Source organism: Cyclobacterium plantarum (genome assembly GCF_011290685.1).
GTDB lineage: Bacteria > Bacteroidota > Bacteroidia > Cytophagales > Cyclobacteriaceae > Cyclobacterium > Cyclobacterium plantarum.
Map to the genome: position 1 here is coordinate 169,822 of NZ_JAANYN010000002.1, position 25,340 is coordinate 195,161.

Sequence of the window (25,340 nt, forward strand, 5' to 3'; positions counted from 1 at the left end):
AATAAATCAGGCCTTAAAACGATTCAAAAATTTATTTACCCATCCTCGTTTATTCCTTTTTTCTACCTCGTAGTACCCATCCCCATACCTGTTTTTCTTCATATAGGAGTAATTATAGCCATACCCGTAATTGTACCCTCCAAAATCATAGGTATCCCCTCCGCTTTTCAAACCGTTAAAAATAGCATAAAAATTTCTAATCTGGTCATTGGCATACAAATCATTGATCATCAAAAGGTGATTTTTATGCGTGAAATCATGCCTTACGATGTAAAGGTTAACATCCGAAAACCGAAGCAGGTCCATTGTTTCAGATACCAATCCTACCGGGGGACAATCCATTACGATAATATCAAACTCCTCTTCCAACCTTTCTAAGAAAGCTCCCATTTTATCTTTCAACAACAACTCTGCAGGATTTGGAGGTACCGGACCAGATGGTACCACAGAGAGGTTTTCATATTTAGTGGCGATGATAATATCTTCTGCTTTGTCCTTATCCACGAGAAAAGTCGATAAACCTCTTTTATTAGAGATTTCCAGGTAATTTGAAAGTTTGGGTTTCCTGAGGTCAAGACCAATGATACAGGTTCTTTTACCACTGAGCGCCATTGCTGAGGCCAGGTTGAGGCTGATATAGGTTTTTCCTTCTCCAGATATACTGGAAGTGACCAGAATTTTTTTACATTTCTTCTCACTGGCAATGTAAAACAGGGCAGATCGCAAAGATCTGAAAGATTCGGATGAAAGAGACCTGGGATGCTCGGCTACGAGTAGATTTGTTTCTTTTTCGCTATACCCAATGGTTCCCAACAAAGGGATTTTCAGCATGTTTTTCAATTGAATCTGATCCATGATCCGGTTGTTCAGATAATGAAAAATCAATAAAAACCCCAGAGGCAGAAAAAATCCAAGCCCTATGGCATAGGAGTAATTTTGTGTTTTCTTTGGGAAAATCAGCACTCCTCTTTTGGCATAATCCACGATGCTATTGTCCGGTACATTAGATGCTTTTGCAATTCCCGCCTCAGCCCGCTTTTCCAATAAATAGGTGTACAGGTTTTCCCTAAGTTTAAATTCTCTGAAAATATTGGAATAACTGGATTCTGCTTGAGGAAGCTTGGAAAACTGCCTGTCAAATCCACTTAATTTCTCTTGATACTCTCTTTTTTTACTGTTTGTATTGGCGATTAAATTTTCGATATTTTCAAAAATATTTTCCTTTAACCGCTCAATTTGCTGGTCAAGTGCGGCTACATCCGGATGGGTTTCGCGGACGACAGCCAGCAGTTTTCTCCTGTCAAGAGAAAGGGCAACCAGATTTTTTATTAATTCTCCCAATATACCGTCTGAGATGCCTATAACCGATGGAGAAACGATCTCTTCGTAGGAGCCCGTCTTGCTGACCAGGTAATCCTTCAGTGTATTGTAATACGCCAATTCGAAGTCAATGGACTGTATACTTTCCTCCAATTGCTGTATGTTGTTCAAAACTCCTCCAAATTCTGCATTGACATCCAACAATTTATTTTCTACTTTAAAATATTGCATGCGGGATTCCACTGAGTTCAGGGAGTCTTCTACAATAAACAATTGCTCCTCAATGAATTTCAGGGCATTTTCTGAAATTCTGTTTTTTTCACGTAAATCATACTCCAGAAAGGCATCCATCAAAGCATTGACATAATCACTACCCTTATCTACTATTTTGGTGACCATGCTTACCTCAAGGACCGACCCGTAATTGACCAGGGGCCTTACCTGTACAGCGCCGGCATATTGGTCTATCAGCGCTTGCGGGGGATGAAGCAGAAATTCATATTCATCGTATTGCCGCATGATGTCTACCAAATGGATGGTGAATTTTGCCCTCCCCTCATTGACTTCCTTGCCAAAATAATATTCTTTTCCAAAGAATGCCTGTTCCTCTTCCGCATAAGGGTAGCTCATAAAAAATTGGTCCAAAAACATATTTTCGCCGGGCAGCAATTGGAAGGTGGAATCCGAAAGAATATGGATCCTTATTTTTTTATTGTCCAATTGGGGATGGCTCCAATCCACATCCACTTTGATGGGGCTGTTGTTATAAAGTTCAATTTCCTTGATGTTGGTAGAGGCAAAATAACTGACATCAAAGTGTAGCCTGCTCAAAGCCTCTTCGGCAAGGTTTTTTGAGGAAAAAAGCAAAATATCGTTGGTGAGGTTTTCTGTTCCGGAAAAAATATTGGAACGGTCTAAAATCCTAACCTCCGGTGAAGCATTGCTTTTGATCATCATGCTGCCTTTTACTTCATAACTTTCAACGGTATACCGGTGGAACAGAAAAACGGCAAACAATCCCAAAACAATACAAAAAACATACAAAGGCCAGTACCGGAAGTATTTGATGATATAATACTTGATATCAATCGGCTTTTCCTGCTCTTCAAATTGAGATAGATCCAAGTTTTCCATTTTCAAAAAATTCCAGAGGTAATCCCATAAATAAACATCATCGCTGTAATAATGGAGATCCCCAGCTGAAGGCTTGAGGAAATATTTTCTCCAGAACCAATTTGCCGGATCTTCATGGGTTGCAAATATAAAACATCATTAGGCTGAATGAAATAATAAGGAGAGGCCAGCAATTGCCGGTCGTTCAAATTAATTTGGTGAATTTTCATGCCTCCATCGTACTGCCGGATCAGGAAAAGTTCATTTTTCCTCGCCAGAATACTGGATTCCCCAGCCATGGAGATGGCATCAAAAATGGTAGCCCTGTTTTTGAGAATGACTTTAGGTCCGACACTCTGAAACTCCCCTAAAGTCGTAAACCTAATCCCTCCTATCCTTAACCTGACCTCTACATCTTCTTTAAAATAAACATTGATGGCTTCCTGTACCTTGTCCCTGGCCATTTCCTCTGTCAAGCCGGATAATTTGATTTGGCCCAGTACTGGCATTCTTACATAACCGTCCTTATCCAGGGAATAGCCTGAAAAATAAAATATATCCATGGCTCCTCCACCTCCTCCTCCGGCTCTTCCTCCTCTGGCCGCTGAGGCACCCTGGTATTCAAAAGCTCTCAACAATTCTTCATTGGGCGAAGCAAAATCAATATCTATGATATCGAAAGGCTGTAACACATATTCATAATCTACTTCTGCATAAGGAATAAATTCATCCAGGGCAATGGGTTCATTTCCCTTGATATTTTGCAAGTAGTTGATCCTCTTGTTACTGATACAGGAAGTGATAAACAAAGAAAACAGCACAATGGAAATCAACCTCATTTGATAAAAATTCAATTTAGATGCGCTCAAAATTAATTAAATATGGACGTTTAGAAAATTAAAGCCTGCAATTAATTTAATCGACACTATTTTCTGTCCAACAAACGCTTATATGCGTTCAAAATTTCGGAATGGACCTTTTTCCTGTCAAAATCAAGCCTCACCCGTTCATACATCCTTTCGGCAAAGCCTTGCATCACCGTCCTTTTTACAAAAGCAAACTCCATTGCTTCCTTCAATGCCGCTACCTGAGTAACGGGAAAAACCAAAGCCGTTTTCATGTGAACGGCCAACTCTTTGTTACCGGCTATATCAGAGCAAATTACCGGGCAACACATGGCACCAGCCTCCAGTAAGACATTCGGAAAACCTTCTCTGTGGGAAGGATGTACCAATACATCAGACAATGCCAGGTAATAGGCCACGTGATCTGTCCAGGGTACATGGACAATTTTTGGGTGGTCACTGATTTGATTAATGGTCTTTTTTTCCAGAGGGTTAAGGTCTTGCTCAAAATCTCCAAGCAATACCAGTTTTGACCGGTTCACAATTTTGGATTGGATAAAGGCTTCCACCAGGTTGGCAATACCTTTGTCCTTCACCAACCTACCCACAGCCAAAATCAGGAATTCATCATCTCCGGGGGTAAGTCTCATTGTCGCTGCAACCAAATGGTTTTCCTGTAGGTTGTCCCTGTTGAAAACGCTTAAATCCACTCCATTGGATGAACCATGCCCAATAACTTTCACCTTGCCCGGATCTACTAATTTTTCTTTGATAATAAAATTTTTCAGGGATTGTGCATTGGGCCAAACTTCATGGGCAAAACGAAAAGTCAGCTTCTCCATGAATACCAGGAGACTCTTTTGCCCTTTTGACCTGGAAACATAAGGCAAACCAGCCAGGGTATGAATGCGCACAGGGACACCGGATAGCCATCCTGCTATCATGCTTAATAAACCGGCTTTTGGTGTATGGCTGTGGACGATGTCCGGTTTTTCCTTTTTAAACAATTGGTACAAGCGCCATATACAATACAAATCCTTAAACGGAGTGATTTTACGGGTAAAGGGAATAATCTCCTTGCGGACATTTTTTTCACTTTTTAAAACATCATGCCATTCTTTTCCTTCTGAGCTGACCATCAACACCTCAAACCCCGCCACTGACATGAAATGCATCTGTTGCCTGAGCAGTAGTTTTAAGGAAAGAGGAACGGTAGTTATCCTGATTAATTTTGGCATTCAGCTGTTTTGTTAATTAAAAGTGCAAATATACCTTTTAAATCGGTAAAAATTTTAAATAATCTCTCCCGGATAAAGACGGATTCAACATTACAAACGAGCAGTAAAATCCAAAAGTATGCCTAAAAGGCCATTTAATTGAAAATATCTGGTCAATATTATTGAGCAAATAATACAGATCTTCGTTCCCCCGGTACAGCCCGTCCTTGTTACCTGCAGCATCCTATTGAATATGTCTTTAACACCAGGAAAGGAGCGGACCAACAGTTTGTGCAAAAAAACATCAAGGCCTAAAAACCCATCCTGGCCAGGTTCAAGAAATATGGCCAACATGCTGCATCCCATGTCAGAGACACCAAAGGAAGCAGCCAGAACAGTTTAGATTCTTCCTGATGGCAGGAGGGAAAAAAAGAAAGTGATATCCAAAAAACCGAAATTTATAAAAATATATCAACACCGCTCATAAATCTAATTTAGGATATACCTGTCTATTCACCTAAAATCTTTCCCAATAAAAAAAGGTGAGGGATAAGCCTCACCTTTTAAATTATTCATTGTTAATAAAAATCAATCAAAAGCAGGGTCCTGAGTAAGTGTAGGAGAACCTTCTCTAAAGGACCTTTCAATTGCTTCCAATGGAACAGGGAAATATTCATGAACACCTTTTTCAAAGGAAGCGTTACCAAGATAAGTTCTCTTTGTAGCCTCTTCTTCCAGATATTCATTCATGGTTTCTGCTGCGATTCCCCAACGTTGTAAGTCAAAGAACCTGTGCCCTTCCATCGCAAATTCCAATCTTGTTTCCATTCTAACGGCCTTTCTGGCTACGTCTTCATCTGTCCAGGGTTGATCATAGGTAGAAATTACATAATTGGCGGCTGGTTCTCCTTCAACGATGGTAAAATCATTCCTTTCAGCTCCCTGAATGGCATTTGGGACAAATCCTGCCGGATTAGCAGCCCTTTCCCTGATAATGTTGACCAATTCCCGCGCTCTTTCCAGATTGCCCAATTCCACTTCTGCTTCGGCCAGCCATAGTATTACCATACCTAAACGCATGATCCTGTAATTATTGGCAGACAATCGTGGGTTGGCGCCTATTCCGAAGAACTCTGGTTCAGCAACGTGCTTTTTCGGAGAATAGGGACCTGCATAGTTTTGATCCCGGATAAAGTCACTGCCATGAATTTTATATCCTTTATAGAGAATATCCCTGCGACCTACAGTATGATCCAACCTGGGGTCCAACGGACCATCATAGGCGTCAAAGGGATCATTCCATGCCAAACCCTGATCGTTTGGTACATCTACTTCATTGAAGGTATCCAACAAAGGCAAACCATCAGCAGATGTTTTATAGGCATTTACCAGGTTCTGGGACGGCTGGTAAAAACCACAACATCCCCATGGATCCGTATAAGGGTAATTCAAGGTAGTACCTTCATTCGCCGCAGCGGTGGTCGCACTGGAAATCGAAAACTGGATTTCAAATATGGACTCTTCATTGTTTCTTCTTCCTACCAGAAAATTCTCCTCAAAGGTAGGGGTTAAAGTGAAAGGACCATTGTCTACGATATCATCCAGAAGCGTTTTGGCCTCCTGCAATACTGCTGTATTCGCTACTCCGGTAGATTGATCCCAGCCCTGAAACATTTTTGATTTGGCAAGGAATGCCTGAGCTGCCCATTTGGTAGGCCTTCCCGGGTCTGACTGAACTTCGGGCAGAACGTTCATGGCAGCTTCAAAATCCGCCTCGATATCCGGCCAGATTTCGCTGTCATTGGGAACTTTACTACTTTCCAAATCAGATAGCTCGAAGGTTTCATCGTCTATATAAGGAACTCTCTCCCACATTTTTCTAGCTTCCATGTGGAAAAACCCTCTTAAAAAACGGGCCTCAGCGATTATCTGAGCTCTTCGGGCATCTGTGACATCTTCAGCCTCCTTTAAGGTATTCAAAACATCATTGGTTCTGGCTACCCCTTTGTAAACGGCTCTCCACTTATTCCTCAAATGCAGATTGGTTGGTTGAAAGTCAAATGCTTCCAAAAAGGACTGTTCCGGCTGATCTCCGGCATCTGTTCCCTTGTATGCATCATCGGATACCACTCCACCATAAACCCAGTTGTCAATGGTTCCATTCCAACCGGATTGTCCGTCAAGGCCGTAGCCATCTATCATGGCATAGGCACCTAATAAAATTCCTTCCACACCTTGCGCATTCTCAAGGCCCACGGTGCTGAACTGTCCTTGGGGAATTGTTTCAAGAAATTCCTCCTGGCAGGAAGTCGTCATCACTCCCGTTACCAAAGCAGCAGTTGCTATTTTAAAATATATTCTTTTCATATGATTGCTTCTTTAAGTTTTGGTTGATTAAAACGTGACATTAACGCCCAAAATCAAGTTTCTGGATACTGGCATGTAACCACCGTCAAACCCAACGGTATTGTTACTTCCAGTTTGGATCTCCGGATTTGTGCCGGTGTATTTGGTCAAAGTAAAGAGATTCTGTCCCTGAAAATAAATGGAAGCTCTACTCATCCCCAGATTACTCAAAGTAGTTTCTGGTAAGTTATAAGTTAGCTGTGCATTTCTCAACCTGAAATAGGATCCGTCTTCCACAAAATAACTGGAAGGACGGCTACTGATTTGGTCGTTGGCATCCATGATGGGAAGCGTGCCATCGGTATTGTTAGGCTGCCAGGCATCATACAATGCTGCTTTTGATTTATTACCCTGGAAGGTATTGAAATCAGTCCAGTAATTGATGTAGTTAAAGATATCATTTCCTACAGAACCATTTCCAAACAAGGTAAGGTCCCAATTTCTGTAGCCCAGGTTCAGGTTGATACCATAAACGAAGTCCGGATGAGGATTTCCAATAATGGTCCTGTCTCCATCTGTGATAACACCGTCTCCGTTTACATCTTCAACTTTAAACTTACCTACTGCATTGTAGGTACCATAGGCCGGATGAGCATCTACCTCTTCCTGAGTTTGGAAGATACCAAGGTTGTTATAACCAAAGAAAGAAGAAATAGGGTAACCAGATTGGGTGATGGTTACGGACGGCACCCTTGTTGAGGCACCGAAAAGAACGTTATCTTCATTTTCAGCTAAATTGTCTACATTGTTTCTGTACATGGAGTAATTGGCAGAAACACCGTACCTCAATTCACCTCCCAAAGCAGTATCATTCAAACCCAGATTCAAATCTATACCTTTATTGGTCATTTGGCCAATATTGAAAAAAGGCGGCGTAGCATCACCATGCCCATAGCTAATCGGAATCTCAAAAAGCATATCCGATGTCACCCTGTTCCACACATCCAATTCAAAGAAATATTTGCCATCAAGGAATTCAACATCCAAGCCTAAATTGTTTGAAGTAGTAGATTCCCACCGCGCATTAGGATTGCCAAATCGCTGTGCATCAAAACCCAAAGCAGGTGATGATGATGATCCATCAATCGGATATCCCGCATTGAAAATATTCGTTCTGTAGGTGGTGTAAGCATTGTAATCACCAATCAGCTGATTACCTGTTTTACCCCAACCATACCTCAATTTCATGTCGGACACAAAAGGTAGTGCCTCTGCAACGGCTGCCTCATCAGATAATCTCCAACCCAGACTGAAGGCCGGGAAGGTTGCATTTCTGGAAGCAGCAAGGAACCTGGATGAACCATCATTTCTCAAGATAAACTGTACCAGGTATTTGCCATCGTAAGAATAATTTATTTTTCCAAATTGAGAATATAACCTGTAATCACTAACTACCCTTCCAAAGTTGGTAGCGGTATTCGGGTCCCCTAAATCCAGATAAGATATAATCGGAACTGTTTCGAAGGCAAATCGCTGTCTGGCTGCACCAAAAATCTCTCCAAATTCTTTAATGGATTCTATACCCAAATAGGCATCAAAAGCATGGACTTCATTGAAAGTTTTGGTATAACTGATGGTATTGGTCCATACCCACTGATATGAGTACTCGTTTTCAGAAGTTGAACTGTTTACAAAGTTACCTTCCACATATTCGGGTTGTGGCCTTCCAATATATAAGGCACGCCTGTTATTGGCATCTATGCCGAAACTGGATCTTACATTAATATTATCGGTCAGATCTATTTGTGCGTATACATTACCAAAAGCCCTTAAGGAAAGGTTTCTGTTATCTTTGGCTCTACCCAAAACCGCAACAGGGTTGAAGTTATTACCCAGATTGGCACCCCTACTTCCTGCATAATTTCCCATGATATCATAAACTGGAAGCAATGGGTGTTGCAAGGAGGAACTGAATACTGCATTTTGTTCTGCATTGTTACCAGCAGATCCATTTCCGAATCCACCTTTTCGATTGCCTACTGTTACAGAAAGGTTTTCTCCTACAGTTAATCGATTATTTAATGCTTTAAATTCGGTATTGGCACGAACTGAATACCTGTCATAACCAATATCGTTAACGATCCCTTCCTGATTGAAATAGTTTAGAGAAAGTGCATATCTTCCATTCTCTGTTCCCCCATTTGCAGTAATCTGATAACTTTGAATGGGTGCCGATCTGGTTGTCTCTGCCCACCAGTCGGTATCGGCAGCCCTTGTGATTGGATAAATATTTCCAGGCTCAAGCGCATACAAGCTGGGATCTACACCGGGATCACCTTCCATTGCACCGCTAGGAAACACATAGTCAGGTATACGGACTTCACCATTTGGTCCCCAGGAATACTGGCCATGACTGGGAGTTCTACCCGCATACACATTGGCCAAATATAAATACTCACCTAATTCGCGGGCATTTAATGGGTCAGGACCTCTTTCTGCGGTCTGAGATCCGTAGAATGCATCAAAAGAAATGGAAGGTTTACCTACTTTACCTCTTTTAGTAGTAATGATAATTACCCCGTTTGCAGCTCTTGAACCATAAATGGAAGCAGCAGAGGCATCTTTCAAAATCTGAATAGATTCGATATCATTTGGATTCAAATTGCCTTGATTTTGGGTAGGCACACCATCAATCACATACAAAGGGTCATTGTTGTTAATCGTACCAAAACCCCGAATCCTAACTGTTGCTCCTCCTCCCGGAGTGGCATCATTGACAATGGTCACACCGGCTGCTCTACCTTGCAATTGCTGTGCAAAGGTGGTAGCGGGTATGGACAGCAATTCTTCCGAATCAACGGAAGTTACCGCACCGGTAATCTCCCTCCTGGATTGAGAACCATAGCCAGTCACCACAACTTCATCCAGACCACTGACACCTTGTTCCAGTTGAACATCGATAGTGGTTCTGCTTCCAACGACTTCTTCCAGATTGGTAAATCCCAAAAAGGAAAAAACTAAAGTTGCCTCCTGATTGGGAACAGATATGGTGTATTCACCATCTAAATTCGTAACGGTACCATTTGAAGTACCCTTAACCAAAACCGCGGCACCCGGTAATGGATCTCCTAAATCATCCGAAACAGTACCTGTTACTTCTATCTGGGCAAAAACGGCAGCCGTATTTACCATAAGAACCAACAATGCCATACTGCAAAACCTGTAAATTTTTGACATAAGCAAATTATTGAGTTTAAAGTGTAAAATTAAATTGGTTTAAAATTGAGATCATTTTTCAAATAGATTGAATCAAAACCCGGTTAAGATTACTTGATTAAATCAATTATATTTTTCAAAGAAATAACATTGAATTTAAAATCGGTAATCAGAAAGTTGTGAGAAAACCTAAATAAAGGATATTTTTATCGGAACTGATGCTTTACAGCATTTGAGGAAAGAGGCACATTCCAAAAAGTAAGGAGTAGAATGATTTTTCATAATTGGTTTAGTTTAGGTTTATTAATTAACATGTAGCGGCTAAATCAAATTAAAAAACTGATTGTGACCTTAAATGTTTGAGCAATTCTACAATTTTTTTTTAGAAGAAAAAATTAAATTGAACTGAAATCAATCAAAAACATAAAATTTTCTAAAACAATTCTCAATTCCATATAAAAACCTGATAAAGAATAATTTAATAAAATATAAAAATTTTCTCTTTAGAAATTTTATATAATGTATTTAATTAATTATGAAAAATATTATTCTCCTGTAATCTAAAAATCTAATAATAATTAAAATGAAATAACAGCCAGGTAATAGGCTGTTATTTCATGCTCTCATTTCAAAGAATTAATCCATTGGGCTATTTTCAAGGCATCAGCTTCGGGGACATGGGGCATAGGAGGCATTGGTGTAGCATATTCCGGCCAATTCTCAGGTTTTGGCGTATGGATCAAAGCAACGATCTCCTGAGCTGTATAATTTCTCTTGGCCACATCCTTGTAAGCAGGGCCCACTTGTTTGGTGTCCTTGTTGTGACAGGCAATGCAGGTATGCTTTGAAAGTAAAGCAGTTACCAGGGCTTCATCAATTTTGTCCGAAGTAGCAGCCGGTTTACCTTCTTCCTTTTCGCTCATCGATACTGCCTTGGGACTTACATTGGCGGGCTTGGCTTGCTCCTTTTGAGCAGCAGAGTTATAGGTTCTCATGCTATTTTCCGCCAACTTTTCTCCTTCCGGGATTTCATTTAAGGTATAGTAGGCGGAAGGATGTACCAATGAGTAAAAGTTATCCCTTTCCCGAATCCCATCTAACCGAATGTGGTGAATATGGTATTGGGTAAGCCCATCAATTTTTATTCTTACCCGCATCAAATCGGCTGATACCTGTACACCCTTTACTTCCGCCATTTTATTGGCCACAGGTGGGCTGCCGTAAACAGGATGGTATTTGTAAATAAAAGTTTGCACACTGTACGAGGCCAGGTCTTCAGCCGATTGCTTATCCACCGGTTGGGTGAATTCCACTTCAAAACCATCTGGCATGGCTTTGATATTTCTCATTTCAAAAGGAATTTCCCCATTCCATACCAATCGCTCCAATCCTTCATTTGCCTCACCGGCTGAACCCCAGCCCCGGTTGGTCTCACCTACAAACAGGGAGCCATCATTCCCCCAGGCCATCCGAAGAACTCCCGATCGAAAATTACTTCTGAAATCAATGGCTGCACCTTGAAGCACGCCTCTAACCTCCTCCATCATAACCCGCATGATTTTGCTTTGACCCTGATCACCCACCAGCAACTGACCTCCAAAAGGGCCAAAATTTCCTTTCGGGATTTTTATCGGTTCGGAGGTAGAAATCCCATGAATGCCATAGGGTAACCAGACTGCAGGCAAGGTAATTTGAGGCAATTGCTCCTTTGCCTGGTAAAGGGTCAGGTAGTCCTCATTGATCACATTTTCAGGTTTGATATACCTGCCTTGCTCATTTTTCACCTTTCTGGGATCTACTACCGCATCAAATTCTTCTGTGCTCAGGTCTAAGGGGGAGTTTTCCAACCCAGTCCACCTTAATCCGGCTGGATGACCGGCAAAGGATCCCTTTTCAATGTGCCAGATGCCACCTGATCCCATATAATCGCCCTGATTTTCGGTGTAAAAAAGCTTGCCATCTATGTATCCCAATCCTGCCGGTGATCGCATGCCCGTGGCCCAGGGCTCCATCTTCCCATCAGGACTGATTTTCATGATCCAGCCCCTGAAAGGGACCCGGCTTTCACCTCTCCACCATTCCTCATTGCCAAAGGCCACGTTTCCTGAAACATAAAAATTTCCTGCTTCATCCATTACCGGACCATAGCTGTATTCGTGATAATGCCCCGACACCGGCCAATTATAAACGGTTTCGTAATGATCTGCAACTCCATCCTGATTAATGTCTTCCAATTTGGTTAGCTCGCCTCTTTGAGAACAATAAAAAGCCCCATCCTTATACAACAACCCAAGTACCTCATGCAATCCGGAAGCAAATTTTCTGAAATAGGGGTTGGGTCCCGTAGGATTTTCCACCACATATATTTCTCCTCTTCTGGTGGCTACCCCGAGGTTTCCATTAGGCAATACGGTCAGGCCTCCTACTTCCAGTAAGGTGCCCTCAGGAGCCTTTACCTTTAAAATTTTAAAATAATCTTCCTCCATAGGGGATTCCTGAGCCATGGAAGGCTGCAATACCATGATCCCAATCAGAAAGAGCAATAAAAGGGGCATTTGTTTTCTGTATAATTTCATTTGACTTCTGTTTCTAGCTATTAAAACAATAAAAAATACGCCATGTTTTCACGGGCAGGAATCAATAATTCCTTCTTTCCATCGATTGATCTGATCTCAGCTTTGAACTGATCAGGATTCTCCAGTTTCAAGTAATAGGATTTATCTCCGATTACAAACAGTCCTTCACCCAAATCCACAATCTGATCTCCGTTTGCCAATCGCACATAAGTATTTTCCCTGGCATTTTTAATAGTCAGGTTCCTTTTTAAACCCTTCCCGTCAGCGAGAATTTCCAGCTCATCGGCAACCTCGGCCCCAAACCCTTCAAACATAAATTGAAGGTGGTGATCGTTGGAAAGGATCTTGTACCCATGGACTTTATAGCCTGTTCCAAGGGTATCGACCGGCCAGGATTGTTCCAAAGACTGAAGCCGGGCAATGGGCAAAGCAGGGGTCCCAAAACGTGTAATCGCCCCCATCGGCCTGGAGGAGCCGTCTCCTCTACTATTCCACATGGGGGTTGCATTCAAAAAACCTCCTTTCCAAACTTGTACCAGATTCCCCTGATCCATGTCATAGGTGTAATGAACCTTGTAGGGAGATCCCACAGACACCGCATGGGTGACCCTCTGACCATCGGGTATATCCATAAAGCTTCTTAATACTGGTCTATCCTTTGGGTCAACCAGTATGGGGTCGGGTCCGGAAGAACTGGTAAATGTTCTATCCGAAAGCTGAACAGGCCGGATGCCCGGACCAGAAACTTCCAAACCAATTCCCGGCTGCACCCAATCCTGTACTTTGGCATACAGTATTTCTACCGGATGCTTACCGGCTGTAAGTTCCAGCTCTCCTGAAAGATTACCCATGGAAGCTGCGATTACTTGCTCATCTCCCACCGACAAAGCACCTGCTCCTCCGGGAGCCGAAAGGTTGAATTTCAACATGCCATCACTTTCCACCTCCAAAAAGGCCTTGTACCTGATCAGAAACTGTTCATCCGCTCCCCTTATATTCGCTGTCAGTTTTTCCATTTGCCCACTTCTTTCAGGAGTCAGTTTGGAAAAATCAGGAACTTCCTCAAACCTTCCTTTATAAAGATCATAAGTAATGTCTTTAATACCCGGTAATGCCTTGTCGTAGGCAGTAATCCTTAAATTCCGAAAGGCGACTGCGCCATGGTCTCCCTGGATCCTGATTGGTCCCCTTGCCATTTCTTTTGCTGCCATAGCACCCCTGGTGGGTCCAAAAAGTTCCACATCCTCATGAATCTTAACCCCGTTGAGCACCACCGAAAGAATTTTGGCATTTTCTATTTTATTGTTTTGAGCATCAAATCGGGCTGCCTGAAAAGACACCTTGAGGTTTTGCCAAAGACCAGGGGCTTTGCTGGCATTTTGCCTGGGAGCATAGCCTTGGTAGCCCTGCTGACCATCTGGCTTTGAATCGTCCCAACGTTCGTAAATCCCCCCATTATCACCCGAACTGGGAATGGCTTTTCCCCAGCTGTCCAGAATTTGAATCTCATACATGCCCTGCAGGTAAATGCCGGAATTGGACCCTTTTGCCACCAGATAGTCCACCTCCAGGTCCATGTCTCCAAAAGAGGCTTTTGTAAACAAGTCTTCTCCCTTGTTCTTCTGTGTGGGGATATTTGCAAGAATACCCTGCCCTTTGTCTACTGCTAATTGGCCTGTTTGATGTATATCTGCCTGAACATCCCCAACTATTGCCCAGGTTTTTCCAGGTTTTTCGAACCCATCAAAGTTTTCAAAACTGAAAAGCTCCTGCGCCTGAACTTGCAGGCTAAAAATAAAAAAACCTGCTGATAGCCACCCGCATATTTGTTTAAAGGAAATAAATTTGATCATAAGTTTAAGACTGATAAATACAATTACTACACCATATAGACTGGCAAAAATAGTTTTTTTAAACAACAATTAAGGAAAGTTTATGTTTTTTGAAGCTTTAATACTTTTTTCTTTAGTCAAATTTAACTGGCCTGTCAATCGGTCTGATGCGCTCCCGATCGACTGAAACGAATCAGTTTTTTTTGATTAACAGCTTGTTAATGAAATCTTTTGGTAATGGTACTCAACCTTAAGACCAGCTGATTATGTACTTGTTTTATGGATTTGGGGATAAAATGCTTAACTTTTCCCCTAGTAAATTTAGTCAGCATACAAGGTACTTATTCGTTCATTTGTCAAAACAGGGCCAATACACTATTTATTAAACCGGGGCAAATGCAACAAGCCTGTTCATTTTAATCGCTTTTTGAATAAATAATCACCATTATGAAAGAAAATCTCCCGGGAATAAAATTGTTTGATTTGAGCGGTATGAAAGCCATAATCACCGGCGGCTCCAAGGGGCTTGGTTTGGCAATGGCTGCCGGATTGGCCTCTGCAGGGGCAGATTTGCTCATCGTCAACCGCAAGGAAAAAGATGGGCAGGTAAGTGCTGATGCCCTAAAAGAGGCATTTGGCGTTGAAGCGCTTTCATTTGCTGCGGATATCACAGATAAAGAACAGGTAGAAGCCATGACTGATTTTGCCTTAAAATCCTTTGGCAAAATCGATATATTGATCAACAGTGCAGGGATCAATATCCGGGGAGGAATAAATGATGTTAGTTTAGAAGATTTTAATCAGGTGATGGCCGTTAATGTGACGGGAACATGGCTGTGCGTCAAATCAGTGGTCCCTCACATGAAGGAGGCCAAATCCGGTAAAATCATCAATTTGGCTAGCACACTTGGCCTGGTTGGATTGGCCAATAGGACGCCTTATACTTCAAGTAAGGGTGCGGTGGTGCAAATGACACGGGCACTGGGACTGGAATTGGCACCCTTTGACATCAATGTGAACGCCATTTGCCCCGGTCCTTTCCTGACTGAAATGAATATTCCAGTTGCGGATGATCCTGCGACCAAAGAGTTTATCATTGGAGCAACAGCATTTGGCAGGTGGGGAGAATTACACGAAATTCAGGGAGCCGCCATTTTTCTGGCCAGTAAAGCCGCCAGCTACATGACGGGATCAATGCTTACGGTGGATGGAGGCTGGACAGCCAAATAATGAACATGCTGCTCTGACACCAAAGCATGTAGATGATTCGTTAAATCTATGCTAACCATCCATAAACGGATAATACTTTTTTATACTTGGGAAGGAACTGGTGCGTGAACATATGTACTTATTCTGGATCTGTAAACTGTTATCCCTTAACCTTTTACCTGAAAAATTAAGACGAACCTGAATTTCCTGTGTCCATTTTACACCGGATTAAGTATCAGGATTCGAAACCCAGGGAAATCACTTTGGAAAGCAAGTTGCAGCAAACCCTTCAGTGAACACAAAGAGGGAAGAAAAGTGGCTGAATTTAAAGCGTTTTAAACACACAAAAGAGAATCTAATGCCTTTTAGTTGTTTAATTTTCGGGTTTAAGTAAGGTATTGCCTGGCAAAATAAATGGCAACCAGAATCGAAGTCAGGTATTGGGGCTCTTTGAAAACAAATACATTCCCATTTACAAAATGGCCATCTTCCCAGTTAATTATTTTTCGTTCGTGATTACGCAAACACAGCTAAAAACAACCATTCATAATTTTGATTAATTATATATACTCAAAATAAACACTACATTATACAGGATATAATAAATATTAAAATTAGTTTAAAAAATTTTTTTAAATATATTTAACATTTTAAGTATTTTGAAAAGCCTTTTCTTAGATACAAAATTAAATATGTGAAAATTAGCAAATTAAATAGATAAAAATTCTAATTTTTTAATTTACCTTTAGTTTCATAATAATCATTAACTAAAATTCAAAATATTACCATGGAAGAACTAATTGGCGTTATTAAAATGTTCGCCGGAAACTTCGCTCCCAGAGGCTATGCTTTCTGTAATGGACAACTTTTACCCATCAATCAAAACCAGGCTTTATTTTCCATCTTAGGAACAACTTACGGTGGAGATGGAAGAACCACTTTTGCTTTGCCAGATCTTAGGGGAAGGGTTCCTATAGGGCCTGGTCAGGGACCGGGGCTATCCACCAGGCAATTGGGCGAGAAAGGGGGCTGGGAAACCACCACCCTAACAGTAGCAAATTTGCCTGCTCATAACCATACCCTCTCAGCCAATTCAGGTGCAGGCAACACAAACACACCACAGAATACATTTCCTGCTTTGAGTCAGGTACAAATAGACCGGTCGAATCCTCCAGTGGCTGTAAATGCCTATGATAATTCCGCCAACACCACCATGAATGCACAAGCGGTTGGTATTGCGGGTCAAAGCCAGGCATTTGATCATACGCCTCCTTATTCCGGAGTAAACTTTATTATCTGCATACAGGGTATCTTTCCTTCCCGAAGCTAGTTAACCTGAAAAGAATTCCCCGTACATTTTTTCGGGGAATTCTTTTCTTTTGATTCAAAACTTTTACTGCCATGAAGCTACTTTTAAAGAATTTACTTCTTCTTATACTGTTATTTTTTAGTTGCCAACAAATCAGGGCCCAAAGTACAACAGTTACCTTCAATGAGATCACAAATTACATTGGAACATTTGGAGAAACGTATGACAATGGCGGTTTGAGCTTTTCGGTTACCAAAGAAGCCAATGCTACGCCCAATTCCGGTATAAAAGCCACCGAAACAGAAGGATACCAAGGCACTGTTGCCTTAAATGATTCCAACATTCAGCCGGGAGGGATCAAACAATGGTCCATTCAAAAAACCGACGGCTCACTATTTCAGTTTATCAGTATTTTTCTTCAGGAAGGTGGCGTGGGTGCTTCTACCACCGGTACCATTAGTGCCTATCGAGCCGGAAGTCTTATAGGTTCTCCCAAACCCATTGCTTTCAATTCAGCAACAGATGGGCTGAAAACATTCGATAACGACCCGGATTTTTATGAAGTGGATGAAATCCGGATCAATGCAGATGACATCTACAACTTTCTTGACCATGTAACTACTGGCCCTCCTTTTTCACCTTTGGATGAAGATCCACCCCTTGTTACAGGAATAACGCTGAACGGGGCTCCTCCCACCACTTCGGAGTCCGTCACTTTCACAGTCAATTTTTCTAAAACCGCACTTAATGTCAGTCTGGATGACTTTTCCCTGATCACTTCCGGAACTACCGGAAGCCTGGCAGCTATCAGTGGTAGCGGCAACAGTTACCAGGTAACCGTCAATGCCATCAGCGGAGAGGGATTCCTACGGTTGGATCTGAAATCAGGCACCAATATTACAAATGAGGACAATACCAGCGGTGTCCCTGCATTTTCATCCGGCAATACCCATTCTGTAAGTGCTTGTTTTTTAGAAAATATGGAAAGCCTCCCTGATGCAAGCAGCAATTTCTCCAGCAATGGTCTTTCATTCTCATTAAGTACGGGTCTGGAGAGTGAAAGCCGCCTGGGCTTTGGCGCAGGAAACTCAAATGATTTTATCAAAAACAACAGTATGGCCGGGACTTTTTCCATCAGTTCTTCCAGCCTTTTCACAATGAATACTGTAGACCTGTTTTTGTCCGATTTGTCCAATGGCGATAATCCAACCGCATCCGGAACATTAACTATCACCGGAAAAAACAATGGCAATACGGTCTTTACAATATTAAAAACAAGCGGATTTCCTGTAAATACGACTCAAAATGGTGGTTTTTTTACCCTTGACTTTTCCACAGCTGGGGATCAAAATTACAGAAACACCAATGTAGATGAAGTTGAATTTACCATAGCAGATGGATTTGTGGAATTATTGATAGATAATTTCAACTTTTGCCAGGAAGTACCAGATACCGACACTGCAGCTCCGGCAGTACAACGTATACTTCTGGATGGAAATCCAGGTAGTACAGCAACCTCGATAACTTATATCGTTCAATTTGATGAAAACGCCTTGAATGTAAGTCTGGATGATTTCACTTTAGTGCGCACGGGAATAGCTGCCGGGACTTTGAATCAAATTAATGGCACGGGAAGTACTTTTCAGGTAGAGGTAACGGGGATTTCAGGGGAGGGATCCTTGCAGCTGCAATTAAATGGTGGAACAGATATCGCTGATGCCCTAAACAATTCTGGCCCGCTTGAATACCTGAACGGGCAAATTCATTTGGTTGGAGCCTGCTTTTCGGAGTCCTTTGAGGATGAAACCGACGGCGCCGTAACCTTTTCCGGAAACGGTCTTAATTTCAGTCTAACAGGAAATTGGGCAGTGAAGAACCGCATAGGTTTTGGAGCAAATGCTTCCGCCAAATATCTGGAAAATTCCGGAACCGGACCGTATGGAATACAGTCGACAGCAACACCGGTAACAGTGAATAGAATAGGTCTTTACCTATCTTCATTCCCATCCGGAGTAAGCCCTACCAACGACGGTACCCTGACAGTAACAGGAAAACTGAATGGCAATACATTATACACGTTCCAGAAAACCACCGGATTTCCTGATGATTTCGGATCCACAGGTGGCTATTTCACACTTGACTTTGAAACGGCGGGTGCTTCAGATTTCTCAGATGTACTGATTGATGAATTAATACTCGAACCAGGAGCAGATTTTACCTATCTCGCACTTGACAACTTTGATTTTTGTACGGATAATACTGCTCCAGCAGGGTATACAGTGCAAATTGATCAGGATGCTATCGGAGAGACCAATCAGGATCAGGTTAGTTTTACTTTTTCCGGGGCTGAATTGGGAAGTACCTATAATTATTCATTTACAAGCTCAGGCGGGGGTACAGTCGTAACCGGTTCTGGAACAATTTCTGGTGCTGAAGAAATGGTAAACGGGATTGATTTAACAGGCCTGTCCAATGGAACGGTTACTTTGAGTGTGACCTTAACTGATATTTCGGGAAATGAGGGTGCTGAGGCAACTGCTCAAAGTACAAAATTTATCAATACCATCCCCCAAGTCAGCCCGGATGTATTCAATTCACCCCCTTATCAGGAAAATGCGTCCAGCCTTTTGATTGCGGAAACGATAGCGATTTCTGATGCTGACGGAGACCAATTGGTTCGCGCCGTTATTCAGATTAGGGGAACAGGTGTGATTTCTGGAGACAATCTCAGCCTTGGAGATCCCTCTCCCCTTAGCCTGCAGGAAGTTGACGCCAATACCCTTGAGCTAACGGGAACAGCAGATGCCGGCACCTATACTTCCATTTTGAGGACCCTTTCCTTTAGCTCTGATTCCGAAGATCCTACTTTAGGGGGAATTGAAAATGTAAGGATCATATCCATCATAGTAGAAGATGAAAATGGGGGACTATCTGAACCTGCCAATGGGATAAACAACCTGCAGTTAGCCATTGAAGCTGTCAATGATGCTCCCGAAGTGGTTCTTCCATCAAACGATGAAGTCATTTCCAATCAGCCTTTGACTTTCAATGCCACAAATGGAAACGCCATTTCAGTAAGTGATGCAGATGTGGGCGACAATTCATTAATGGTAGATTTGACGGTCAGCAATGGCACTTTGGATCTGGCTGATATTTCAGGATTGACCTTTGTGCTGGGTTCAGGTACGGATAATTCCAACATGCAATTCTCCGGAAACCTGGCCTCCATTAACAATGCATTGGAAGGGATGGTATTCACGAGTACCACAGATTTTGTTGGTGAAGCTATTCTTTCTATCGAAATTGATGACCAGGGTAATACCGGAAGTGGAGGGTCCCTGACAGCAAACAACACTTTGACCATACAGGTAATTGCTCCCAATGCTCCACCCCTTGCTTCCAATGTAAGTTTTACCGGTTCCCTTATCGAAGGGGGTAATCTATTGGGGCAATACTCCTATTCCGATGCTGAAAATGACACTGAATCAGGCAGCAGCATCCAATGGTGGTTGGCAGATGATGCGGCTGGGACAAACGAGGAAGTTATAGCCGGAGAAAACGGTATAAACCTGACTATTATTCCGGCTTTTCTTGGCCGATTTATAAGTTTTGAAATTACCCCCGGAGATGGCATCAACACGGGGAATCCGGTAAAATCTGATTACCAGGGACCCGTTTATACGCTTCCGCTGGTAAGCACTGCAATACCTGCTGGAATAGAAGCGAATGCTGCCAGTTTAGGAGGGGAAGTGAGTAGCGAGCAATTCAGCCCTGTTACCGAAAGAGGACTTGTATACAACACTTCAGGCAACCCGGATCTTTCAGACAGCAAAATACTCCTGGGTAGTGGTACAGGAGTATTCTCCAGTCTGGTTTCCAGCCTGAATCCAAATGCCACTTATTATGTCAGGGCATATGCAAGCAATGCAGCCGGAACTTCATTTGGTCAGGAAGAAAGCTTTACAACGGAAAAACAAGAGCTGACTATAGGAGGATCATTCACTGCTGAAAACAAAATATATGACGGAACCAACAATGCCCTTATACTTGGTAATGAGCTGATACTTACAAGTCCCCTGCCCGGAGATGATGTTGTTTTGAGCAATTTGGTAATTGAGTTTTCAGATCCTCAAAGGGGAAATGACAAGGTAGTTACCATCGTTTCGGCCGATTTAAGCGGCACAGCAGCAGGAAATTACAGTTTAAGTTTAACCGGAGCTCCAAGTGCATTGGCCACAATTTCTCCCAAAGCCCTCTCTATTTCTGCTTCGGAAGGTATTTCGAAAATCTATGGGCAACCGGAGCCGCCATTCAACTTTACCAGTAGCGGTTTTGTAGCTGGTGAAGACGCAACCCTGCTTACAGGTTCATTGAGCCGGGAACCCGGAGAGAATGTCGGAAGCTATGCCATTACGGAAGGCGACCTGAGTGCCGGTGACAATTATGCCATAGACTTTACTGCAGCAGATTTTGTCATTAGCCCACAGACTTTGTCTATCACGGCCAATGCCGGTCAGGCAAAAGTTTATGGACAAGCCGATCCGGTTTTCAGTTTTGCCAGCAGCGGTTTTGTAGCAGGAGATGACGAGACATTGCTTACCGGTTCATTGAACAGGGAGCCGGGAGAAAATGTGGGAAGCTATGCCATTACGGAAGGCGACCTGAGTGCCGGTGACAATTATACAATCGACTTTACTGCTGCTGATTTTGCCATTAGCCCACAGACTTTGTCTATCACTGCCAATGCCGACCAGACAAAAGTCTATGGACAGGCCGATCCGGTTTTCAGTTTTGCCAGCAGCGGTTTTGTAGCCGGGGATGACGAGACATTGCTTACCGGTTCATTGAGCAGGGAGCCAGGTGAGGATGTGGGAAGCTATGCCATTACGGTAGGAAACCTGAGTGCCGGTGACAATTATACAATCGACTTTACTGCTGCTGATTTTGCCATTAGCCCTCAGACTTTGATTATCACGGCCAATGCCGACCAGACAAAAGTCTATGGACAGGCCGATCCGGTTTTCAGTTTTGCCAGCAGCGGTTTTGTAGCCGGGGATGACGAGACATTGCTTACCGGTTCATTGAGCAGGGAGCCAGGTGAGGATGTGGGAAGCTATGCCATTACCGAAGGCAACCTGAGTGCCGGAGACAATTATGCCATAGCCTTTACTGCTGCGGATTTTGCCATTAGCCCACAGACCTTGTCTATCATGGCCAATGCCGATCAGACAAAAGTTTATGGACAAGCCGACCCGGTTTTCAGTTTTGCCAGCAGCGGTTTTGTAGCTGGAGATGATGCGTCACTGCTTACCGGTTCATTGAGCAGGGAGCCTGGTGAAGATGTGGGAAGCTATGCCATTACGGTAGGAAACCTGAGTGCCGGAGACAATTATGCCATAGCCTTTACTGCCGCAGATTTTGCCATTAGCCCTCAGACTTTGATTATCACTGCCAATGCCGGTCAGGCAAAAGTCTATGGACAGGCCGATCCGGTTTTCAGTTTTGCCAGCAGCGGTTTTGTAGCAGGAGATGACGAGACATTGCTTACCGGTTCATTGAGCAGGGAGCCAGGTGAGGATGTGGGAAGCTATGCCATTACCGAAGGCAACCTGAGTGCCGGTGACAATTATGCCATAGCCTTTACTGCCGCAGATTTTGCCATTAGCCCACAGACCTTGTCTATCATGGCCAATGCCGATCAGACAAAAGTTTATGGACAAGCCGACCCGGTTTTCAGTTTTGCCAGCAGCGGTTTTGTAGCTGGAGATGATGCGTCACTGCTTACCGGTTCATTGAGCAGGGAGCCTGGTGAAGATGTGGGAAGCTATGCCATTACGGTAGGAAACCTGAGTGCCGGTGACAATTATGTTATAGCCTTTACTGCCGCGGATTTTACCATTTCTCCACAGACCTTGCTTATCAGTGCCAATACCGGTCAGACAAAATCATATGGACAGGCCGACCCGGTTTTCAGTTTTGCCAGCAGCGGGTTTGTGGCTGGAGATGATGCGTCACTGCTTAGCGGTTCATTGAGCAGGGAGCCTGGTGAAGATGTGGGAAGCTATGCCATTACGGAAGGCAACCTGAGTGCCGGAGACAATTATGCCATAGACTTTACTGCTGCGGATTTTGCCATTAGCCCGCAGACTTTGATTATCACTGCCAATGCCGGTCAGGCAAAAGTTTATGGACAGGCCGATCCGGATTTCAGTTTTGCCAGCAGCGGGTTTGTAGCCGGAGATGACGCGTCACTGCTTACCGGTTCATTAAGCAGGCAGCCCGGTGAGGAAGTGGGAAGCTATGCCGTTACGGAAGGCGACCTGAGTGCCGGAGACAATTATACAATCGACTTTACTGCTGCGGATTTTGCCATTAGCCCTCAGACCTTGTCTATCACGGCCAATGCCGATCAGACAAAAGTTTATGGACAAGCCGACCCGGTTTTCAGTTTTGCCAGCAGCGGTTTTGTAGCCGGGGATGATGCGTCACTGCTTACCGGTTCATTGAGCAGGGAGCCTGGTGAAGATGTGGGAAGCTATGCCATCACAACAGGAAACCTGAGTGCCGGTGTCAATTATACTATAGCCTTTACTGCTGCGGATTTTGCCATTAGCCCGCAGACTTTGATTATTACTGTCAATGCCGGTCAGGCAAAAGTTTATGGACAGGCCGATCCTGATTTCAGTTTTGCCAGCAGCGGTTTTGTAGCAGGAGATGACGAGACATTGCTTACCGGTTCATTGAACAGGGAGCCGGGTGAAAATGTGGGAAGCTATGCCATTACGGAAGGCGACCTGAGTGCCGGTGACAATTATCAAGTCCTTTTTTCCGGAGCGCCTTTCCAAATTCTTCCGCGTGTCAAACCCCATATTTTGATACTTGATGAAACAGGAAATGCGATGGCAGACCCTGCGAACTTGCTTGATCAAACCCTGGCAGCAGGACAAATGGTATATCTTGACAAGGTAAATTTCGACTGTACCGATTTGGGAGAACAGGAAATTGAGGTAAGTGTTGTGGATGTGAACGCAAACACATTTACTTCCAATACCATTTTGACTGTGAAGGACCAAACTCCACCTATACCCATGCTGCCCACTCTTCCGGTATTGCATTCTGAATGCCAATTGGAATCATGGGAAACCCCAACAGCTGAAGATAATTGTGGAGGAATAATTATTGGAACACCAGACAGAAATCTCCCCATCCGGGAAAATACCCTGGTTACCTGGACCTTTGTGGATTTGGGTGGAAACCTTACCAGCCAGACGCAGGAAGTAATCATCAAAGACAACACATCCCCCATTATTGAAGGGGTTCCTGAAGACGAAACCGTATATTTGAACGGCTCCTACCAATTGCCGGATTTTACCCAGGTGGCAACCGCCCAGGATAATTGTAGTTTGGTCCGGTTTATTCAATCTCCCGCTGCCGGAACAAGGTTTGACCAGGCGGAAAAGATACAGGTGCAATTGCTGGCAACAGATGCCGAAGGCAATGAAAGTAGTACCGGATTTGAAATCAATCTTTTAGATTTAAATCTGTTGGCGATTGATGATCCGGACCTGATATCCATCCCCTGGAACAGCCCGTTGGAAAGCCTGGCATTACCGGAAGAAATTGCCGTCCACCTGAGTAACGGGCAGGAAGTAACTATTCCGGTTGAATGGATCATTCCTGTATTGGATACCAGGGTAGCAGGATTGTTCCAGTACAAAGGCAGCCTTGAACTGGGCAATATTCAAAACCCTAATCAATTGGAGCCGAGCCTTAGCATTCTGGTGGAAGACAAAGCCTTTCCGTTGGGGATTAATATTTCGACGGAAGATTTTCCAGCCAATATTGAACCGGGCACAGCCGTTGGCACTTTAAGCACCCAGGATCCACAGGACAATGTGCATGTGTATGGGTTGTCGGGCTCAGCAGCCGATAACCAGTACTTCGGTATTTCAGGTAATGAGCTTTATTGGAACAGTCAGGATGCCTTACCGGGAAAAACCACATTTACCGTGGAAGTAAGCAGTACGGACCGCGCTGGAAATATTATTTACGAAACCTTCACTTTGAACCGACTTCGGGTTGCCCTCAGGGAAATCAACGTGCCAAACACCTTTACTCCAAACGGAGATGGTTTCAACGATTCATGGGGAATAAAAGGTTTGAGATACTTTAAGGGCGGGAAAGTAGCCGTTTATGAAAGAAGTGGTAAAAGGGTCTTTTATACTGAAAATCCGGATGAATTGTGGGATGGTACATTTTTCGGCAATGCATTGCCGACAGGTACTTATTTCTGGGTAATCAGTACCGGAGAATCCGGCGAAGTACGTAGGGGTGTATTAACTATTTTTAGAGATTAA

General features: G+C 43.3%; 10 protein-coding genes. 3 read left to right on the forward strand and 7 right to left on the reverse strand.

Annotated elements, in window-relative coordinates:
- Positions 1-6: 6 nt before the first annotated feature.
- The 7 genes from G9Q97_RS04815 to G9Q97_RS04845 form a co-directional block, all read right to left on the reverse strand.
- Positions 7-2,454, reverse strand: a complete 2,448-nt coding sequence (locus tag G9Q97_RS04815) for a GumC family protein (RefSeq protein ID WP_166143717.1) — start codon at positions 2,452-2,454, stop codon at positions 7-9.
- 2 nt (positions 2,455-2,456) lie between these two features.
- Positions 2,457-3,272, reverse strand: a complete 816-nt coding sequence (locus tag G9Q97_RS04820; protein WP_187357708.1) for a polysaccharide biosynthesis/export family protein — start codon at positions 3,270-3,272, stop codon at positions 2,457-2,459.
- A gap of 86 nt (positions 3,273-3,358) precedes the next feature.
- On the reverse strand, positions 3,359-4,516 hold the full coding sequence (locus tag G9Q97_RS04825) for a glycosyltransferase family 4 protein (protein ID WP_166143719.1): 1,158 nt from the start codon (positions 4,514-4,516) through the stop codon (positions 3,359-3,361).
- Positions 4,517-5,083: 567 nt separating this feature from the next.
- On the reverse strand, positions 5,084-6,862 hold the full coding sequence (locus tag G9Q97_RS04830; protein ID WP_166143721.1) for a RagB/SusD family nutrient uptake outer membrane protein: 1,779 nt from the start codon (positions 6,860-6,862) through the stop codon (positions 5,084-5,086).
- 27 nt (positions 6,863-6,889) lie between these two features.
- The gene (locus tag G9Q97_RS04835) at positions 6,890-10,078 is read right to left on the reverse strand and encodes a SusC/RagA family TonB-linked outer membrane protein (protein WP_166143723.1); all 3,189 of its coding nucleotides are present in this window, start codon (positions 10,076-10,078) and stop codon (positions 6,890-6,892) included.
- A gap of 602 nt (positions 10,079-10,680) precedes the next feature.
- Positions 10,681-12,612, reverse strand: a complete 1,932-nt coding sequence (locus G9Q97_RS04840) for a c-type cytochrome (RefSeq protein ID WP_166145157.1) — start codon at positions 12,610-12,612, stop codon at positions 10,681-10,683.
- A 41-nt stretch (positions 12,613-12,653) separates the two neighbouring features.
- Complete coding sequence (locus G9Q97_RS04845) at positions 12,654-14,486, reverse strand: 3-keto-disaccharide hydrolase (protein ID WP_166143724.1); 1,833 nt, start codon at positions 14,484-14,486, stop codon at positions 12,654-12,656.
- A gap of 426 nt (positions 14,487-14,912) precedes the next feature.
- Here G9Q97_RS04845 and G9Q97_RS04850 point away from each other — a divergent pair, with 426 nt between their 5' ends.
- From G9Q97_RS04850 to G9Q97_RS04860, 3 genes are all read left to right on the forward strand, one after another.
- Entirely contained in the window at positions 14,913-15,695 is a 783-nt protein-coding gene (locus G9Q97_RS04850) for an SDR family NAD(P)-dependent oxidoreductase (RefSeq protein WP_187357709.1), read from the forward strand.
- 766 nt (positions 15,696-16,461) lie between these two features.
- Positions 16,462-17,004 carry a phage tail protein gene (locus G9Q97_RS04855; RefSeq protein ID WP_166143726.1) on the forward strand — a complete coding sequence of 181 codons (543 nt, stop codon included), beginning with the start codon at positions 16,462-16,464 and terminating at the stop codon, positions 17,002-17,004.
- Positions 17,005-17,075: 71 nt separating this feature from the next.
- Entirely contained in the window at positions 17,076-25,340 is an 8,265-nt protein-coding gene (locus G9Q97_RS04860; RefSeq protein ID WP_166143728.1) for an MBG domain-containing protein, read from the forward strand.

What these genes read in the sequence shown, in the direction of transcription:
- G9Q97_RS04835 (WP_166143723.1), bottom strand. Translation starts at nt 10,078, where the DNA reads ATGTCAAAAATTTACAGGTTTTGCAGTATGGCATTGTTGGTTCTTATG.
- G9Q97_RS04855 (WP_166143726.1), top strand. Translation starts at nt 16,462, where the DNA reads ATGGAAGAACTAATTGGCGTTATTAAAATGTTCGCCGGAAACTTCGCT.
- G9Q97_RS04845 (WP_166143724.1), bottom strand. Translation starts at nt 14,486, where the DNA reads ATGATCAAATTTATTTCCTTTAAACAAATATGCGGGTGGCTATCAGCA.
- G9Q97_RS04830 (WP_166143721.1), bottom strand. Translation starts at nt 6,862, where the DNA reads ATGAAAAGAATATATTTTAAAATAGCAACTGCTGCTTTGGTAACGGGA.
- G9Q97_RS04860 (WP_166143728.1), top strand. Translation starts at nt 17,076, where the DNA reads ATGAAGCTACTTTTAAAGAATTTACTTCTTCTTATACTGTTATTTTTT.
- G9Q97_RS04840 (WP_166145157.1), bottom strand. Translation starts at nt 12,612, where the DNA reads ATGCCCCTTTTATTGCTCTTTCTGATTGGGATCATGGTATTGCAGCCT.
- G9Q97_RS04825 (WP_166143719.1), bottom strand. Translation starts at nt 4,516, where the DNA reads ATGCCAAAATTAATCAGGATAACTACCGTTCCTCTTTCCTTAAAACTA.
- G9Q97_RS04850 (WP_187357709.1), top strand. Translation starts at nt 14,913, where the DNA reads ATGAAAGAAAATCTCCCGGGAATAAAATTGTTTGATTTGAGCGGTATG.
- G9Q97_RS04820 (WP_187357708.1), bottom strand. Translation starts at nt 3,272, where the DNA reads ATGAGGTTGATTTCCATTGTGCTGTTTTCTTTGTTTATCACTTCCTGT.
- G9Q97_RS04815 (WP_166143717.1), bottom strand. Translation starts at nt 2,454, where the DNA reads ATGGAAAACTTGGATCTATCTCAATTTGAAGAGCAGGAAAAGCCGATT.